The organism is Deferrisoma palaeochoriense (assembly GCF_054656955.1).
In genome coordinates, this window is record NZ_BAAHXI010000034.1 from 25,666 (window position 1) to 43,254 (window position 17,589).

Below are 17,589 nucleotides of genomic sequence, written 5' to 3' on the forward strand. Positions count from 1 at the left end.
ATGTTTGGACTCGGGAAGAAGAAAAAGGCCCCGGCGGACGGGGCCGCAGGCCCGGGAAAGGCCACCCCGGGAAAACCGGCCAAGAAGCGCGCGGTCGTCCCCCTCCAGGGGGCGGAGCTCCCAGCGTTCCACCCGGTGGCCATGAAGGCCATGCGGGAGATCCGGGAGGGGGAAAAATCCCCCGCCCAGATCGCGGAGACCATCTCGGCGGACCCCGGGCTTTCGGTGCGGGTCCTGCGGACCGTGAACTCCGCCGCCTTCGCCCTCCGGCGGGAGGTCACCAGCGTGGACCACGCCGTGGCCCTCCTGGGGCTTGGGCGGCTGGAGTCCGTGCTGATCAGCGTCGCGGTGCGGGAAGCCCTGCCCCAGCAGTGCTTCCGGGGATTCGAGCCGGCGCGGTTCTGGCGCACGGCCGTCACCCGGGCGGCGATGGCCCAGGAGTTCGCGGGGCTGCTCCACCCGTCGACCCGGATGGAGTGTTTCACCTGGGGCCTTCTGGTGGACCTGGCGGTGCCCCTGCTGGCCCAGCACCACACCGCCAGCTACGGCCGCATCCTGGAACGGTGGCACGCCGGGGAGGGCGAACTCCACGCCCTGGAGCACGAGGCCTTCGGCTGGACCCACGCCGAGGTGGGAGCCCGGGTGTGCCGGGACTGGGAGCTACCCGAGCCCCTGGCGGCCGCCGTCGAGGACCACCACGCCGAGGGCCCCGAACCGAGCCGCTGCCCGCCCGGCGTGCAGTTGGCCGCCATCCTCTGCGAAAACCCGGAACACTCCGGGCTGGAACGGATGGCGGAGGTCGCCGCCGCCCGGTACGGCGTCCCGGAACCCGTCACCCAGCAACTCCTGGCCGCGGCGCAACAGAAAGCAGCCCAACTGGCCAGCCTGTTCGGCGCCTGACCCGTTCCCGCCCCTGCCGAACGCCCCCTCGTGGCCCCCTGGCTGGGCCACTTCTGTCTTTCCGGTCCGCCTTCAGCGCAAGGCTGCGGATCTCCCCGCGGCCCCGTGGAAGCCCCCCTGACTCGCCCGCTGGGGACTACGGGAGGACCCGGGGCGCCCAGACGGCAAAGGGCCCGCGGCGATTCACCCGCCGCGGGCCCTCCCACTTTCTGGTCGGGACGAGAGGATTCGAACCTCCGACCCCCTGAACCCCATTCAGTCTCAACCCTGTATTCGCCGGGATTTCCTGCCGTCCCATCCGTTCTCAAAATGGGCCCAGTCTTCTTTGATCTCAATGTGTTATGCTACACGGCGTCTCGCCGTGGGAACGGTGGAGAACGCCTTTCTTCCCACCCAAGGGCGGACCTAAGGGACACCTAAAGGGACACTTGCGGCCGCCATTCTTTCACTTCATGAGTCAAGAACATCATACATCCAAGTCGCGTAAACTTCGTTCCGTGCGCGGGAAACTGACCGACACCCAGGCCCGCAGGGCGCCCGTCCGCGACCGGCGGTACGAACTCCGGGATGGGGGCGGACTGGCCCTTTGGGTGTACCCCACCGGCCGAAAGAGTTGGATCTACGTCTATTCCCTGACCGAGGCGGACGGCGTGACCCGCCGGCGCCGCGTCACCCTGGGGGAATACCCGGCCGTTTCGCTCGAAGAGGCCCGGCAGCGCCACCGGGTGGCGCGAGAACTGGTCCGCCAGGGGAAAGATCCGCGGGTCGAACACGAGCGCCAAAAGCGCGCGGAGGCCGAACGGCGCGCGGCCGAGGCCCGTGCCGCCCGAAAGCTCACGGTGGCGGGCCTGGCGGAACTCTACCTCAAGGTGTATGCCAAACAGAAAAAGAGCCACGACGAGCAGCGGCGCCTCCTCCGCAAGGACGTTCTCCCCCGCTGGGGCCACCGCCTCGTCGAGGAGGTGGAGCGCACCGACGTAAGCGAACTCCTCGACCAGATCGTGGCACGCGGGGCCCCCGTGGTTGCCAACCGGGCCCGGGCCGTTTTGTCCCGCATGTTCCGCTGGGCCCGAGCCCGGGGCTACATCGAAACGAACCCGGTGGAGAGCACCGAACCCCCGGCCGTGGAGAAGGAACGCGACCGCGTTCTCGGCATCCAGGAACTCCGTCTCTTCTGGCACGGGCTCGACCGAACCCCCCTCTCCCACGAGGTAAGGACCATCCTGCGGCTCATCCTCGTCACGGCCCAGCGCCCGGGAGAGGTGGCGGGCATGCGCTACGAGGAACTCTCGCGCGAGAACGGGATGGTCCTCTGGACGATCCCGGGAACCCGGCGCAAGAAGGGGGACACCCACGTCCTTCCCCTGCCCCCGTTGGCGCTCGACCTGATCGGCGCATGGGAGGGATTGACCGGGCCCGTGTTCCCTTCCCCCACCGACCCGGAAGGCTCCGTGACGGTCCGCGCCCTCTCCCGGGCCTTGCGGCGCAACCTGGGCCCTCCCGACCCCTCGCCACCCAAGAAGCACGGGGTCCGCAAACGCGAACCCATCCCGGTCGCGCCGTTCACCCCCCACGACCTTCGCCGCACGGCGGCCACCCGCATGGCCGACGCCGGGGTGTCCATGGTGCTGGTGCCCCTGGTCATGGGCCACAAGCCCCGCGACATCACCCGGCGGGTCTACGACCGCAACCTCTACCTCCGGGAGAAAGCCGACGCCCTCGCCCGGTGGACCCGCTGGCTCCAGCGGACGCTGTCGGCGCAGACCGGCCCCGCCGACGTGATCCCGTTTCCGGCCCCGATGGAGTAGGCGATCGCCGGTTCGGGGTCACGGGTCGGGCGGCACCAGGCGGCCCCTTTGGGCGTCGAGCTGCTCCCGGATGAACAGGTACACGGCGACCAGGGTCGCCTCGTGAATGTCGTCCGGCCAGTTGTCCCGAGTCGTAACCCGGCATACACCCAGAATCCCGCGGAGCAGCGCCTACGCGTGCGCGGCAAACGACATGCCGAACTGGATCGACGATCGCTCAGCGGCTTCCGCGGCCTCCAGACCTTGCTCCCACTCCGGACCGATATATACGGGACTTGGAGAAATCCACGGGCCGGATCGGACCTATCCACCCCCCGGGTCAGTAACGCAAGAATCCCCACTGGGCGGAAACTTATGCGAGGAAGGAGAGCGCCGCACGCAATAGGATCTCAACGCCGGTGGACAGGCTGTCCTCGTCGATATCGAAGCGTGGATGGTGATGAGGATAGTTGGTCCCCTTGCGCTCGTTACCGGTTCCTACGAACACGAGCACCGCCGGGACCTCCCTCCCGAACTCGGAGAAGTCCTCCCCCGCCAGGCAGATCATGGAACAGATGTTCGCCCCCCCCACGGTCTCCTCCGCTGCTTGTCGGGCCAGCTTCGTCATTTCGGGGTGGTTGACCACGGGCGGGTGACCTCCCTCGAAGTAGATCTCGCAGTTGGCGCGGTGGGCCTCGCACACACGTCGAACGATTCGTTCGAACCGTTGCTGAAGTGGCTCGATCCCTTCCTCACTCAGTGTCCGGATGGTCCCCTCCAGGACTGCGCTCTCCGGAATCACGTTAGAAGCCGACCCGGACTCGACCTTGCCGAAGACCACGAGAGTGGGCCTCAACGGATCTATTTCTCGGGTCTGTATGAGTTGACTCGTCTGAATGACGTTCGCTGCCGCAACCACCGGGTCGATCGCAGTGTGCGGAAACGCGGTGTGCCCGCCCCGCCCCTCGATCACGACGCGGAAGTGAACCATTCCGGCCATCACCGGCCCTTCGGAGACTGCCACCTTCCCCGTCTCGATGGGCGTCCAGAGGTGCAGCGCCATGGCCGCGTCGACCCGAGGGTTCTCCATCACCCCCTCCTCAATCATCCGCCGCGCCGCAACGTTCTCTTCGTTGGGCTGGAAGACGAACTTCACGTTTCCATGGAGTCGGTCCCGCATGCCTGCAAGGATCTTCGCCACAACCAGGAGTATCGCCGTGTGACCGTCGTGGCCACAGGCGTGCATGACCCCCTCGTTCTCAGAACGGTAGGGCACCTCATTGAGTTCCTGCACTGCAATGGCATCCATGTCGGCCCGCAGGAGAAGCGTGCGCCCTGGGCGGGCTCCCTTAAGGAGCCCCACGACCCCCGTTTGGGCAATCCCCCGCTGTACCTCCAATCCGAGGCCTTCCAGGTACTCAGCCACGATTCGGGCCGTACGAACCTCCTGAAAGCCGAGTTCCGGGTGCCGATGGAAATCCCTGCGGAGGCGGACGACCTCTTCCGTGCACCCCAAAACCATCTCGTGAATATCCATGCTCCCTATCCTTCCGACCGCTCACCGTCCAGGTCACTCCCCGGTGCAGACTATTTCAGCAGAGCGATGACCTCAATCTCCACATCCAGGCCGTCGTCGATCCCAGCCACCGCCACACAGTTCCTCGCAGGGAGAGTGCCGGTAAAGTACCTCCGATAGACCTCGTTGAATTCGTTCTTCACATCCATGGAGGAAAGGTAGACGTCGCATCGCACCACGCGGTCGAGCCCGGAGCCTGCGGCCTCCAGAATTTTGCTGATGTTTTTCATAATCAGCTCCGCCTGCTCGGCAACTGTGCCGTGGACCGGCCGGTTGGTGGTCGGGTCCTCCGCGGTCTGCCCAGCAACGAAAACGAACCCACCGGCAACAACCGCTTGCGAGTACGGCCCGGGCTCGGGGGCGTCAGGGGTGTAGACGCTTTCGGGCTTCATGACGTACCTCCCATTGGTCCAGCGCAAATCCGCGTCACCCTCTCATTTGATGAAGAGCTTCCGCTCGAACTGGACAAACGACTCGCAACCCCGGTCGGTGATGCGGATCGGCTCGGTGCACTCAAACCCGAAGTCGTCCATCCAAATCCCGGGCATGAAGTGAAGCGTCATGTTCGGCTGCAGGACGGTCTCGTCGCCGGGACGCAGACTGATCGTGTGCTCCCCCCAATCTGGCGGGTAGCCGACGCCGATCGAGTATCCTACCCGCGACTCTTTGACCACCTTGCTGCCGGCGATGGCCTTGCGCCAAGTAGCTTCGACCTCCTCGGCGGTCACTCCGGGGCGGATAAAGGCGAGCGTCTCGTTGAGGCCGTCGATCACGACTTGGGCCACCTCGGCGAGCCCCGCCGGAGGCTTCCCGATCGCCACGGTCCTAGCCAGGGGCACGTGGTAGCGGTGACGGCACGCGGCCAGTTCCAGGAAGAGGAAGTCTCCGCGCTCGTAACGCCGATTCGTCCAACTCAGGTGGGCTGTGGTCGTGCGCTCCCGGGAGGGGATCAGCGGTGCGATGGCCGTGTAGTCCCCCGTGTAATCCGCGGTGCCGCTGATTTGGGCGTGATAGATCTTGGCGGCCACATCGCCCTCGCGCACTCCCTCCTCAATCGCGTCGATGGCGGCCATCATGGTGTGCTCCATGATGCGGGCGGCTTCTCGCATGTGGCCGATCTCAGCCTCGGACTTGACGACTCGCACCCAGTTCACCAGGTTCGTGGCGTCCGAGATCTTCGCGTAGGGGAGACTTGCGCCGAGCATCTCGAGGCATAGGCCGGTGAAGTAGTAACTCTCTTTCTCCACCCCCAACCGCCGTCGGTCCGCGCCCATCCGTTCCAGCAGGCCGGCGACGTACTCCATTGGGTGCTTGAACTTGGACTGCACGTAGTCGTCCGGGTAGCCGAAGATGTTCTCGTCGTCGAGCCAGGTGGTGAGCCGCGCTCCGTTCCTGTCTTGGCCGCGCCCGAACCAGAGGGGTTGCTCCCGATCCAAGAAGACGAGCACGCCCTGGTGCACGTAGAACGACCAGCCGTCGTAGCCGGTGAGGTAGTTCATGTTGGCCGGGTCGGTTACCAGCAAGATCTCGATCCCGGCGTCGTACATGCTCTCTTTCGTCTTTTCCAACCGTTCCCGATACTCGGAAACCTCGAAATGCAACATGGTTCCCCCTCCTCCTGCCCCTCGCACTACCGTGCCGCCGCTTCCAAGGTCGATAGGTAAGACTTCGCCTCGATATTCCCCCCACTCACCACCACGACCACGCACCGGCCCAGATCTGGGATCTTGCAGCGAAGAAGCGCCGCGATCCCCACCGCGCCAGCACCCTCCACCACCTGGCGCTCCCGGTCGAGCGCGTGGAACATACCGGCTGCGATCTCCTCTTCGGAGACCAGGACCATGTCGTCCACCAAGTCGCGCACCATACGGAAGGTGTACCGGTTGTCCAGCGCTATCCCCCCGAGCAGCGCGTCGGCCAGACTGTCCTTCTCCTCAATCTCCACCGGTTTGCCGGCCTGGAGGGAACGATACATGGCCGGCGCCACTTCCATGGATACCCCGATGACCCGGATGGCCGGATTGGCACGTTTCATTACCAAGGCGACCCCAGCGGCCAGCCCTCCCCCCGAGATCGGGATCACCACCGTGTCGACCTCGGGGGCGCCCTCCAGGATCTCGAGCCCAATCGTTCCCTGTCCCGCAATGACCCACGGGTCGTCGAAAGGGGCGACCATGGTCAGACCTCGATCCCGCTGTACCTCTAGGGCCTTCCTGTAGGCTTCGTCCTGGCTCGCCCCGTGCTGGACCACCTCGGCGCCCAAGGCCCGCATGGCATCCACCCGGTACTCGGGAACACGGTTGGACAGACACACTGTGGCCCGGATTCCCAGCTTTTGCGCGACGAATGCCACCGCACGTCCGTGGTTGCCCGTGGAAAACGCAATGACACCTCTCTTTCTTTCCTCTCCGGAGAGGGCCAGCAATTTGCTCGCAGCGCCCCGGACCTTGAAGGAGCCGGTCTCCTGGAGATTCTCAAGTTTCAGCATCACGGGGCGACCCGCCAGGCGACTGAGTTCCCGGGAGGCGATCAGGGGCGTCTTTCGCGCGATGCCGTGCACGCGTTTTCGCGCGATGAACACATCCTTAAGAGTTGGAGCGTCCACGAGCATCGGTTGGACCTCGGGTCCGACGGCTGGAAAGCGGTGCTGCTGTGCCGCAGCCGGGGGCGTCATGTTGCTCTCGGATCAGCCGCTAAACGCCATGTTCGGGAGAAACAGGGCGATCTGCGGAAAGACGATGAGCAGCGCCGTCACGAGCAGCAGGATGAGGATAAACGGCGGCGTTCCCCGTATGACCTCGAAGTAGGGTCTGCGGAAGATCAACTGCGCCGTGAAGATGTCGCACCCGAAGGGGGGGGTGGCCGAGCCGACCGCTGCCTGGAGCGTCACCAGAGTGCCCAAGAGAACCGGATCGACGCCGGACTGCACGACATAGGGCTGAAAGATCGGGCTCAACACGTAGATGGCCACGATGGGGTCTACGAACATGCAAGCGACGAAGTAGGAGACCACCACAACCAAGATGACCTTCAGTGCCGTCGGATCCGCCCCGAACACATGCGGCAGGAAGGCCTGGGGAATCCGCAGGAAGCTGATCGTCCAGGAGAACGCCTGTCCCGCCCCCACCAAGATAAACACCACGCCGGTGATCACGCCGGTCTGGAGGAACGCATCCTTGATGCTCTCCAGAGAAAGGCTCTTGAAGACCAGGATTTCCAGAATCAGGGCGTAGGCCACCCCAGCAGCGGCGGCCTCCGTGGGGCTAAAGATACCGGTGTAGATCCCGCCGATGATTACGATGGGAAACCCCATGACCGGCAGGGCGTCCTTGACAGCCGCGATCCGCTCGCGACGGCTGGCCTTGGGCAGCCGGCCCACGTCGCGCTTCTTGGAGTAAAAGTAGCAATAGACCGAGAAGAGCAAGAAGATGAGAATGCCTGGCCCGATGCCCGCAAGAAAAAGCTGACCGATTGATGTGCTCGTGGCCACTCCGTACACGATGAAACCAATGCTCGGGGGGATCAAGAACGCGATGTCGCTGGAGTTGATGATCAGGGCCAACGTGAAGGGACTCGAGTACCCGGCCTCGATCAACATCGGTCGCATGATCCCGCCGATCGCCGCCACGGTGGCTTGGGTAGAGCCGGAGACGCTCCCGAACAGGGTGCAACTGGCGTTGGTGGTGATGGGAAGGCCGCCGGGGATATGGCCGACGAAAGCCTTGACCATCCGGATCAGCCTGCCCGCCGCCTCTCCGGAGGTCATGAGGCTAGCGGCCAGGATGAACATGGGCACGCAGACCAACGCGGGAGGCGTGACCCCGGTGAGCACCTGCTGGACGAGCACCGTGAAGGGCATGTTCGGCAGGTAGATGCTCATATACAGAAGGAGCGACCCCAAGAGGACGACCATGAAGGGGAAGCCGAAGAAGAGCATGAAGACCAAGCTGAACCCGAATAGTTTCACGTCGCACCTCCTCCGGTCTCGTCCCCATGAAGCCCGGTGCTTCCGTTGGGCAAACGCTCGGTCTTGAACATTCGATCACTACGAAATCTTGCCTATCCATCACGATCTACAGAATGTCCTCGTACTCGCTCTGTTGATCCGGGGATATCCAGGTTTCCCGACGTTTCAGGTTTATGATGATCGTCCGGATATACTGGACTCCCGCGATCGCGAAGCCGACCGGGACAATGACGTAAAAGATCCAGAAGGGTACGTGCAAAGCGGGGCTGAGGTGGCCACGGTTCAGGGCCATCATCAAATAAGCGTAAGACTCCCGGGCCATTACGAACATCACGGCCGCGCTCACCGTCGAGATGATGATGATGAAGACCTTCTCGACGGCGGCGGGCATGAGATCCAGAAGGGCCCCCATCCGGATGTGCCGGCCCTTCCGAACCCCGTAACTGAGCCCGACGAAGGTGGTGAGGATCACCAGGAACTCTGAAATTTCCTCGGCATAGTAAAGGCTCTTGGAGAACGCCCTGGCGATCACGTTGGCGATCAGGAGGATGCTCAAGGCGGCGACGCAGAGGATCAGGCACCACTCCTCCAGAAAGTTTAAGGTTTGCCCGCTCGCGCGTGCCAACCGTGACAACCAAGACCGGGTGGGCTGCCGTTCTTCGCCGCTCATCGCCGTCTATCCTCCGTTAGGCGGTTCCCGCCGCCAAGGTAGTCCGCGGCGGGAACCGCAGGTAGGACCGCTCTAGTGCTGGATGCCGAGCGCCTTTTTGGCGTCCTCGAAGTCCTGAAGCAGAGCGTCTAGCACCTTCTGGGCGTCCTCTCCGCCCATCTCCACGTACTTGGCGTACACGGTTTTGGCCGCCTCTTTGAAGGGTTGGATCTGTTCGTCCGAGAGCTCGACGAACTTCACGGCCGGACGCTCCTTTTTGATCTTCTTCATATCCGAAGCGTTCTTTTCGTCGATCCATTTTGCCGCTGGTATCACGGCGTCGACCCAGAACTGCTTCATCTTTTCCTGGGCGTTCTTTGGAAGCGAGTCAAAAAACGCTGCATTTGCGGTGGGGATGCCCACAAAAGGCTCCGCCCAGATCTGAGTGAAGTAGTCTTGGACCTCATAGAACTTCATGCTGTAACAGGCAAAAATCGGGTTCACCTGTGCGTCGATCAGGCCTGTCTGAAGCCCACCGTACACCTCACCGTAACTCATGGGGGTCGGGGTGGCACCGTAGGCCTTGTAGTTCTCCACGAGGATCTTGGAGGCCATGACCCGGACCTTCAGGCCCTTCATGTCGGAGATCCCGTTGATTGGCTTCTTCGACGTAATCCACTGCCACCCCTCGTAGACGATGCCCAGGGGCACCAGTCCGTTCTTGCGGAACTTCTCCTCGAGGAGGGGCATGAACTTCCCATTTTTGACGACCCACGCCAGGGCCTCGGGAAACCGCTCTCGGGGTGCCCAGTAGTTCAGTGCAAGCGCCTGGGCTTGGGTTACAAAGGAGCTGATCCAAGCGTAGTCGGAGAAGACGAAATCGACCACGCCGAGTTGTGCCAGTTCGTTGATGTCTCGGCTATCGCCGAGCGAGCCGTACGGGTAGACGGTGATGTCGATCTTGCCGTCTGACCAAGAGCGCATCTCGTCGGCGAACTTCTTTGCCCAGACGGTCATGAAGTCCCCCTCAATCTCCTCGGAGGCCAGCTTCGCTTCGACCTTCTTGCCCGTATACTCGCCCGCGAAGGCGACTCCGAGCGAGAGGGCAAGCACCAGACATGTCACGGCAACGGTCAGTCTCTTCATGGCTTCCTCCTTCCTTTCCACGATGGTGGGGGGTGGCTCGCTTGGGGTTGGTTTCTCGCCTCGCCGGCCCCTACAAAAACCCCTGAAAGGGCCGGCGGACCACGGCCGAGAATACGTAGTTGATCATGGTGATGTAATCGAAGACGGGAAGCCCCACGGCTGCCTGAACGTCCGCGGCGTACGGCGGAAGAAGACTGCACTCCAGGAGCAGGGCCTGGACGGCAGGATTGCGTTCGACCAGGCCCTGCGCCACCGACACCACCTCGTCGCGGACGGCCGCAGCGTCGAGGATTCCGGTTTCTTCGATGGCGAACGAGCGGAAGTGCTCTTGGTCCTCAAGGCCTGCGACGACGACACGATCAATCTCGGGCACGCCGACGGCGGCAAGGAGGGTCCCATCCAGGCTTCGCCCGTCGGCAGTAACGACCCCCACTTGTGCGTCCTCGCCGAGAATGCTGAGGATGAAAGGGATCTGGAGTAGGCTCGACAGGAAAACCGGCACACGCAGTTCCCCCGCGAGCCGTCGCTGATGCAGCGCCATGAACCCGCAGTCGCCGGTGACCGCCCTTACGCCTTGGCTGACCAACTCCTCTGCGGCGGCCTTCAGGGCCTCGTACACGGTGGGATCCTTGCCGATGGCCCGCTGCACCGTGAACCCTGCAACCTTCTGGAAGCGCACGGGGAATTCATAGGTCGTGGCATTGGCCACGTCGCCCGGGATGAACGGCACGGAAGTGTCCAGAAGGAGGATGCCAATTGCCTCCCCGCTGCTCACCTGGCCTTTTCGCGCCCTATAGATCATTCGGTCCCCACTCCCCGGAACACCGTGCTTCCTCATCCTTTGACGAACAGCTTCCTCGGGAAGCTCGCGAAAGTCTCGTGTCCGGTCTCGGTCACGCGGAACGACTCGCTGCATTCGAAGCCCCAGTCGTCCATCCACATTCCGAGGATCATGTGAAATGTCATGTTTGGCTCAAGCACCGTCTTGTCGCCCGGCCTCAGGCTCGCGGTGTGCTCCCCCCAGTCAGGGGGATAGTTCAATCCCATCGAGTAGCCGATGCGGGACTCTTTCTTGAGACCCACCCGGGCAATCACCTGGCGCCACGCGAACTCCACCTCCTCACAGCGCGCCCCCGGACGAACCGCTCCGAGCGCGGCATGGAGTCCCTCCACCACCACCTCGGCGGTGTCAACGAGCTTCTGGGGCGGCTTCGAACCCAGGTACATCGTGCGGGCCAGTGGGCTGTGGTAGCGGTGCCGGCAACCCGCGAGTTCTAGGTTGACCGCGGTCTCGTTCCGGTAGGGTTCGTCGGTCCAAGTAAGATGGGGGGTGGAGGTCTTTTCGCCGGTGGGCATCATCGGCACGATCGCCGGGTAGTCGCCCCCGAAGTCCTCGGTTCCCCGAATCTGGGCCCGGTAGACCTCCGCCACCGCGTCGCACTCCCGCACCCCCGGCGCCACGGTCTCAATGGCCGTCTGCATCACCCGTTCGGCGATCTTGCCGGCTTGGCGCATGTACTCGATCTCTTGGGGTGACTTGACGATCCGAACCCACGAGACCAGAAGGTTCCCATCCTTGAAGGTGGCGCCGGGGAGGTCCTTCCGAAGCTCCGCGTAGCACCGCGCGCTGAAGTAGTAGGCGTCCATCTCGACGCCGATCGCGCGACGTTCCCAGCCGCGCCGCTTGATCTCGTCCGCGACGAAGTTCATGGGGTGCCTGTCCGGGGCTTGGACGTAGTTGTCGGGATATCCCAGGATGTCCTCCTCTCCCAGGAAGGTTGTGTATCGGGCCCCGTTGGCGTCCATACCCCGGCCAATCCACACCGGTGTTTCCTTGTCTAGGGCCACCACCACGACCTGTGGCACGTAGAAGGACCACCCGTCATAGCCGGTCAGATAGTTCATATTGGCGGGGTCGGAGACGATCAGGACGTCGATCCCCGCCTCCTCCATCCGTTTCTTCGTCTTTGCGATTCTCTGGAGGTACTCAGTCTTCTCGAACAGTGCCATTGCCGACCTCCTCTCGCACAAATCGCTGTCTCCAGCATTCCCCCCGAACAACTCTTTGGGATCAACCCCAACCCCTCAGTCGTACGGCCTTGCTGATCTTCCTCAAAGCGTTGATCCACGCACCGCTTCGCAGGGAGTTCGTCTTCACCTCTCCAGCCGTGGCAACCGCCTCCCGGTAGGCTTTAAGAATCCGCGTCCGCAAGCGGGCGTTCACCGTGTCCAGGTCCCAGTAGTCGTCGGTGAGCCCCTGGGTCCGCTCGAAAGAGCACACCAAGGCGCTGCCGCAGTTGGCCACCACGTCGGGGACGATCAACACGCCGCGCCCGAGGAGCGCGTCCTCGGCGGCCGGAGTGACCGGGCTGTTGGCCGCCTCGACGATGAGCCGGGCCTTCACCGCGGCCGCGTTGCCTTCGTGGACGACACTCTGGACCGCGGCGGGAATCAGAATGGTACAGTCGATTTCGAGCAATTGTTCGTTGGCGATGGGATCGGCACCGGGGAAGCCGACAACGCTGCCGGTCCGGGCAACGTGCTCTCGGAGCTTCGGGATATCCAAGCCCCGCTCGTTGATGATCCCCCCGCGGACGTCGCTCACGCCCACGATCTTGGCGCCAGCTTCGTGGAGAAGGCCGGCGGTCACGGAACCCACCTGCCCGAAGCCCTGAATGACCACACTGGCGCCCGCCACCTGGATCCCATTGTCCTCCGCGGCCGCGCACAAGGTGTGGAAAACACCGCGGCCCGTGGCCGCTTCGCCCCCCAGGGAGCCGCCAAGGATAGGAGGCTTGTCGTTGATGGCCGCCGGCATGTGGTGCCCCGCGATCTGCTCGTACTCGTCGAGCATCCAGGCCATGGTCTGTTCGCTGGTGCCGATGTCGGCCCCGGGCACGTCGATCCAGGGACCCTTGGACGGCAGGTGTCTCACATAGGCGCGGCACAGCCGTTCATACTCCCAGGTCGAGAGAGATGCCGGGTCGGCCTGGATTCCTCCCTTGGAGCCCCCTCCGGGGATCCCCGCGACGGCGTGTTTGATGGTCATGAGAAAGGCCAGGGCCTTCACTTCGTCCAAATCCAGGGACGGCCGAACACGCGTGCCGTCCTTGCAGGGCCCTAGGGCGTCGTTGTACTGGACGCGCCAAGCGGTGAAGAACTTCACCGTCCCGTCGTCCATCCTCAGCGGTATACGAAACTCGAAGATCCGTTTGGGGGCGGAGAGAAGGTCCACGACGATCGGATCGATAGACCCGAGTTGCGCGGCCGCTCTCAGGGCGTGCAGTGCGGTGTCAAAAACATTGCGCTCTTTCATCGGAATTCCACCCAGTGTCGAACAAGTTAATGAAGAACTGTCGGCCTCGAAGGGAGATTCAGGGCCTGGGGATCGAGAGATCCTCCTTGTAGTCGTTCATGACGATCTCCATGCCGCTACGGTCGATCCAGTCCATCGCGATCTCAGCTAGGCGTACCCGCTCCACCATGAGGTCGTCGAGCATCTTCCGATCCACCCAGGTGTTGTACAGGGCCGCCTCGGACGGGCCCGGTTCGATCTTGAAATACACCGGTGCGGCCACCCTCGCGATGTCCGCGGCTTCGTGCAAACGCTGGAAGCCGCCCATGGACTCCACCAAGCTGATATAGACGTCCAGCGGGATCTTCACTCCGCTCCGAATGGAGGCGAGCATCGGGAGCGTCAGATCGGCCAGGGGATTGAAGCTGTCGGCCCCGAGCTCCTCCAGGAGTTTCCCGCCTGCGGCCGTGCCGTGCCCCGCGAAAACCGAGATTTTGAACTTCACGTCTTTCGGTAGGACACCGTCGGCCCTCATCTTGGCGGTGAGTCGGAGCATCCCCTCGTCAGTGGTGAGAAATCCCCGGATACCCGCCTCGATGCAGCGGTCCAGCTCCCGCAGGAAGTAGTACATCATGTCGTGTCCACGCATGCGCATGCCTGACACGTACCCTTCCTTGGTCAGATACTGGCGCCCGTTGTCCCACGCCCGAGCCGCCATTGGGTTCACCACGATCTCCAGCTTGTTCTCGGCGCCCAATTGGGCGAAATCCCGGAGTTCCTGTTTGTCCATCAAGGTGGTGCCCTTCACCACAGAAATCACCCGATGCACAGTGACGCCCCGTTTCTCGGCCTCTCTCACCATCACTTCCAGATTCGAGACCGTCTCAGCCCCTGAGATCTCGATCCGAGCGTGGCCCCCCCCGGGAAACCGGTGTGGAGAATCCGGCAAGTCGTAGCGCTCACGCAGGGAGAGCCCCGCGTTCCTCACGTAGTTCTCGATGTCCTTCCAAGGCATGTTCACACTCCTCCCAAGATGACGCCTTCGTTGGGGCTCCTGAGTTTCGCCATAGTCGACAACTTGTTTATGATTCCCCTTTAAGGGCCTGCAGCAGTTTCGGCAGTTCCCCTTCCACCATGGTGTAGGTGTGAACCTCCTCCGGGAACCGCTTTGCCCGAACGTCCTCCACATATTCCTTCAGGGCCTGGATCACCACGCCGGCCACGTCTGCGTATCGTTTGACAAACTTCGGTGTGAAGGCCTGGAAAATCCCCAAAATGTCGCTTGAGATCATCAACTGACCATCCGCTTCGATGCCGGCGCCGATGCTATACACCGGGATGGCGAGTTCGTCGCGAATGATCTTGCAGACCTCGGGGGGAACCGCCTCAACGAGCAGCGCGAAGGCGCCCGCTTCCTGGATGGCGCGTGCATCCTCGATGAGTTCGAGAGCGGCGTCGGCGGTCCGGCCCTGGGCCTTGAAACCGCCCTGCTGCCCGGAACTTTGGGGGGTAAGTCCGATGTGGCCCATCACCAACATACCGCCGTCCGCGATGGCCCGGATCTGGGGACACACCCGTCTGCCCCCCTCAAGCTTGATGGCGTCTACACGCGCCTCCTTGAAGAAGCGACCTGCGTTTCTCACCGCGTCCTCCACGCTCACTTGGTAGGACAGGAATGGCATATCCCCAATTACAAAAGTGTTCGGGGCCCCTCGCCGGACGGCCTCGGCGTGTACGATGCACTGATCCATGGTCACCGGCACGGTACCCTCGTAGCCGTACACGCACATACCCAAGGAATCTCCCACCAGGAGCATGTCCATCCCTGCCATCTCGGCGAACTGAGCGGTGGGGTAATCATAGGCGGTTATCCACACCACGCTATCGCCAGTTTCCTTCATCTTCTGCAGGTCCAACCGGGATAACTTCTTCTTGGGCATTGCGCTTTCCTCCTCGGATTGGATGGAACGGTCCAACAGCCGGGACGCCCGTCCTGTTTCGCTCCGGGCCAATTACTCACCCCGAGCCCCCAGCTGCCTCGAAAGTCGTCCGCAAACTTCCTTCAGATCTTTCTGCATTCGGGCCACCTTCTCATCCGTCATCCGCAAGGTCGGCCCGGACAGGCTCACGGCATAGGCTGGATGTTCGGAGTAGTCGAAGACCGGCGCTGCCACACACCGGAGGCCCAAGCACAGCTCTTCGTTGTCAATGGCGTAGCCCCTTTCCCGCACTTGCTGTAACTCTCGGCGGAGTATGCTGGGATTCGTGATCGTGTTAGGCGTCCGTGGTTCCAGTTTCGCGGACACCAGATACTGCTCCTGTTCCTCTGGCGGTCGAAACGCCAGGATAGCCTTTCCTAGTGCGACAGTGTGGGCTGGTACGCGGCTCCCGATGGGCGCGTCCACCCGCAGCGTCTCTCGGCTCTCCACCTTGTCGACGTGCACCACGTCGCCTCTATCCCAGAACCCCAGATTCACGGTCTCCCCATGGCGCGCCGCGAGGTCTCGCATGTAGGGGCGTGCCACTTCGCGGATCTCGACGACGTTGGCGACGCGGTTACCAATCTCGAAGGCCTTCATGGAAAGTCGGTATCGGAGGCTCCTGGGATCCTGGGTGACGTACTGAAGCTCTCGCAAAGTCGCCAGGAACCGGTGTGCCGCGCTGCGATTGAGATCCAAGCTGCGGGCCACCTCGCTCACGGATAGTTCCCCCCGGTCGGCAAGAAGCTCCAAGATCCGGAGCCCCTTCTCCAGCGAACCAACCTTGTAATAGGGCCTCTCCGTCCGATCATTCCCCAACGGCTCACCCCTTTCCTCATCTCGACGGCAGAAACGCATCGGAAAAGAGCGTCGGCTCCGTCATGTGTTCACTATGCGTGACAGCGTCACGGAATATGGACTAAGTATAGCTAAGCCGGAGCCCGAGTCAAGGTCTTTTTTCACTCCGACCCAAGAATCCTACCGCTGGGAAGCCTCAGCGCATGAACTGCTGCGCAAAAGGGGTGGGCATGGTCGTGGCGGGCAGATACCGGGCGGCAAGGTCGATCTGGCGGCAGCAAGCGTGGGCCAGTGGTGGAGTCGGTGATCGGTTTGGGGGTTCGGTGGCAGCGGTGATTGCGCAGGTTTCCGTGTGCGTATTCCGAGGAAGTCGACCACCGATTCCGGTGATGTCGTCCAGGGGGTCGGAGCGAAGCGACGCTGGGGGTTGGATCATACGCTCAAGTGGTCGGCATGGGTCAACGGGGAGCCTTGTCCAACGAGAAGTGAGCCTGAACGGGACCCTTCATTCCAAGGTGAGGTGAGCACCAGGCGGCCGAGTCTGCCATACTCGGAGGATGATCATCATGCTCAAGGCCCCACGGCTCACCCTGGACCAGATCCGGCCCTTCCTCGACGGCGCCCTGCCCCTGGAGTTCGAGATACCCTCCCGGCAGAGCGGCTACGACTGGATCGCCGCAGAACTGCGGCGGTTCGGCTACGGCAGACTTTCGAAAAAGGACAAGGGCCTCGTGCGGCGCTATCTCGAAACCGTCACCGGGTTCTCCCGTTCCCAGATGACCCGCCTGATCCGGCAGTTTCGCACGACCACCTATATCCGCGACCGCAGAGGCCCCCCGGCCAAGCCGTTCCCGCGCCGCTACACGGCCGCCGACGTTCGACTCCTGGCCTACGTCGACGCCGTGCACGGGACCCTCTCAGGGCCCGCCACCCGAAAAATCTGCGAGCGGGCCTACCGGGTCTTCGGGGACCCGCGCTTCGAGCCCTTGGCCTCGATCTCCAACGGCCACCTCTACAACCTGCGCCACTCCACCGCCTATCTCAACGAGCGCGGCCACGTTGCGAAGACCCGCCCCTCCCGGGTGAACATCGGTGAGCGGCGAAAACCCCGGCCTGAAGGCCGCCCCGGATTCCTCCGGGTCGATTCCGTCCACCAGGGCGACCACGATGGCACCAAAGGGCTCTACCACATCAACCTGGTGGACGAGGTTACCCTGGGCTTGACCCGGTTTCGTGGACACTTCGACACTGAGTCGGAAGGAGGTGTTCACGATGCCGAAGACACGACCAGCGTACCCACCAGAGTATCGGGCCCGAATCGTAGAACTGGTGCGGGCCGGAAGGAGCCCCGCCGAGTTGGCTAGTGTCCGTCCGGAAATTCGAGATTTGGCCGTACAGGGCCGACCGGCCCGAGGGGTAGGGTTTACCCCGGTGGACCGGTGAGACGGTGACGAGTCCGAATGCGGTTGTCTATTTCATCCAGTGAAGGAAA

Annotated in this window: 16 protein-coding genes; 3 read left to right on the top strand and 13 right to left on the bottom strand. The window is 63.1% G+C overall.

The window, feature by feature from the left end; translation table 11 throughout:
- Together ACYQ8L_RS10725 and ACYQ8L_RS10730 are read left to right on the top strand one after the other, a co-directional pair.
- Complete coding sequence (locus ACYQ8L_RS10725) at positions 1 to 900, top strand: HDOD domain-containing protein (RefSeq protein WP_459941790.1); 900 nt, start codon at positions 1 to 3, stop codon at positions 898 to 900.
- A 497-nt stretch (positions 901 to 1,397) separates the two neighbouring features.
- The gene (locus ACYQ8L_RS10730; protein WP_459941791.1) at positions 1,398 to 2,708 is read left to right on the top strand and encodes a tyrosine-type recombinase/integrase; all 1,311 of its coding nucleotides are present in this window, start codon (positions 1,398 to 1,400) and stop codon (positions 2,706 to 2,708) included.
- Positions 2,709 to 3,060: 352 nt separating this feature from the next.
- Here ACYQ8L_RS10730 and ACYQ8L_RS10735 read toward each other — a convergent pair whose 3' ends face one another.
- The 13 genes from ACYQ8L_RS10735 to ACYQ8L_RS10795 all read right to left on the bottom strand — a co-directional run bounded on the left by ACYQ8L_RS10735 (position 3,061) and on the right by ACYQ8L_RS10795 (position 16,118).
- Positions 3,061 to 4,224: a M20 metallopeptidase family protein gene (locus ACYQ8L_RS10735; RefSeq protein WP_459941792.1), complete on the bottom strand. Its 1,164-nt coding sequence runs from the start codon at positions 4,222 to 4,224 to the stop codon at positions 3,061 to 3,063.
- Positions 4,225 to 4,274: 50 nt separating this feature from the next.
- Positions 4,275 to 4,655, bottom strand: coding sequence for a RidA family protein (locus ACYQ8L_RS10740; protein WP_459941793.1), 381 nt, complete (start codon positions 4,653 to 4,655; stop codon positions 4,275 to 4,277).
- Positions 4,656 to 4,697: 42 nt separating this feature from the next.
- Complete coding sequence (locus tag ACYQ8L_RS10745; protein ID WP_459941794.1) at positions 4,698 to 5,867, bottom strand: M24 family metallopeptidase; 1,170 nt, start codon at positions 5,865 to 5,867, stop codon at positions 4,698 to 4,700.
- 26 nt (positions 5,868 to 5,893) lie between these two features.
- Complete coding sequence (gene eutB, locus ACYQ8L_RS10750; protein ID WP_459941795.1) at positions 5,894 to 6,844, bottom strand: hydroxyectoine utilization dehydratase EutB; 951 nt, start codon at positions 6,842 to 6,844, stop codon at positions 5,894 to 5,896.
- Between the two features lie 105 nt (positions 6,845 to 6,949).
- Positions 6,950 to 8,200 carry a TRAP transporter large permease gene (locus ACYQ8L_RS10755; protein ID WP_459941805.1) on the bottom strand — a complete coding sequence of 417 codons (1,251 nt, stop codon included), beginning with the start codon at positions 8,198 to 8,200 and terminating at the stop codon, positions 6,950 to 6,952.
- Between the two features lie 136 nt (positions 8,201 to 8,336).
- Positions 8,337 to 8,900, bottom strand: a complete 564-nt coding sequence (locus ACYQ8L_RS10760) for a TRAP transporter small permease (RefSeq protein WP_459941796.1) — start codon at positions 8,898 to 8,900, stop codon at positions 8,337 to 8,339.
- A 72-nt stretch (positions 8,901 to 8,972) separates the two neighbouring features.
- A complete protein-coding gene (locus ACYQ8L_RS10765; RefSeq protein WP_459941797.1) occupies positions 8,973 to 10,025 on the bottom strand; it encodes a TRAP transporter substrate-binding protein in 1,053 nt (350 codons plus the stop codon).
- A gap of 70 nt (positions 10,026 to 10,095) precedes the next feature.
- Positions 10,096 to 10,827 (bottom strand): aspartate/glutamate racemase family protein, encoded by a 732-nt coding sequence (locus ACYQ8L_RS10770; protein ID WP_459941798.1) that lies wholly within the window; start codon positions 10,825 to 10,827, stop codon positions 10,096 to 10,098.
- A gap of 32 nt (positions 10,828 to 10,859) precedes the next feature.
- A complete protein-coding gene (locus ACYQ8L_RS10775; protein ID WP_459941799.1) occupies positions 10,860 to 12,035 on the bottom strand; it encodes a M24 family metallopeptidase in 1,176 nt (391 codons plus the stop codon).
- A gap of 61 nt (positions 12,036 to 12,096) precedes the next feature.
- Complete coding sequence (locus ACYQ8L_RS10780) at positions 12,097 to 13,341, bottom strand: Glu/Leu/Phe/Val family dehydrogenase (protein ID WP_459941800.1); 1,245 nt, start codon at positions 13,339 to 13,341, stop codon at positions 12,097 to 12,099.
- 58 nt (positions 13,342 to 13,399) lie between these two features.
- Complete coding sequence (locus tag ACYQ8L_RS10785; protein WP_459941801.1) at positions 13,400 to 14,335, bottom strand: hypothetical protein; 936 nt, start codon at positions 14,333 to 14,335, stop codon at positions 13,400 to 13,402.
- A gap of 67 nt (positions 14,336 to 14,402) precedes the next feature.
- A complete protein-coding gene (gene panB / locus ACYQ8L_RS10790; RefSeq protein WP_459941802.1) occupies positions 14,403 to 15,260 on the bottom strand; it encodes a 3-methyl-2-oxobutanoate hydroxymethyltransferase in 858 nt (285 codons plus the stop codon).
- Between the two features lie 72 nt (positions 15,261 to 15,332).
- Positions 15,333 to 16,118, bottom strand: coding sequence for an IclR family transcriptional regulator (locus ACYQ8L_RS10795; RefSeq protein WP_459941803.1), 786 nt, complete (start codon positions 16,116 to 16,118; stop codon positions 15,333 to 15,335).
- 545 nt (positions 16,119 to 16,663) lie between these two features.
- On the opposite strand from ACYQ8L_RS10795, the gene ACYQ8L_RS10800 reads away from it, so the two are divergent.
- Entirely contained in the window at positions 16,664 to 17,461 is a 798-nt protein-coding gene (locus ACYQ8L_RS10800) for a hypothetical protein (protein WP_459941804.1), read from the top strand.
- Positions 17,462 to 17,589: the final 128 nt, after the last annotated feature.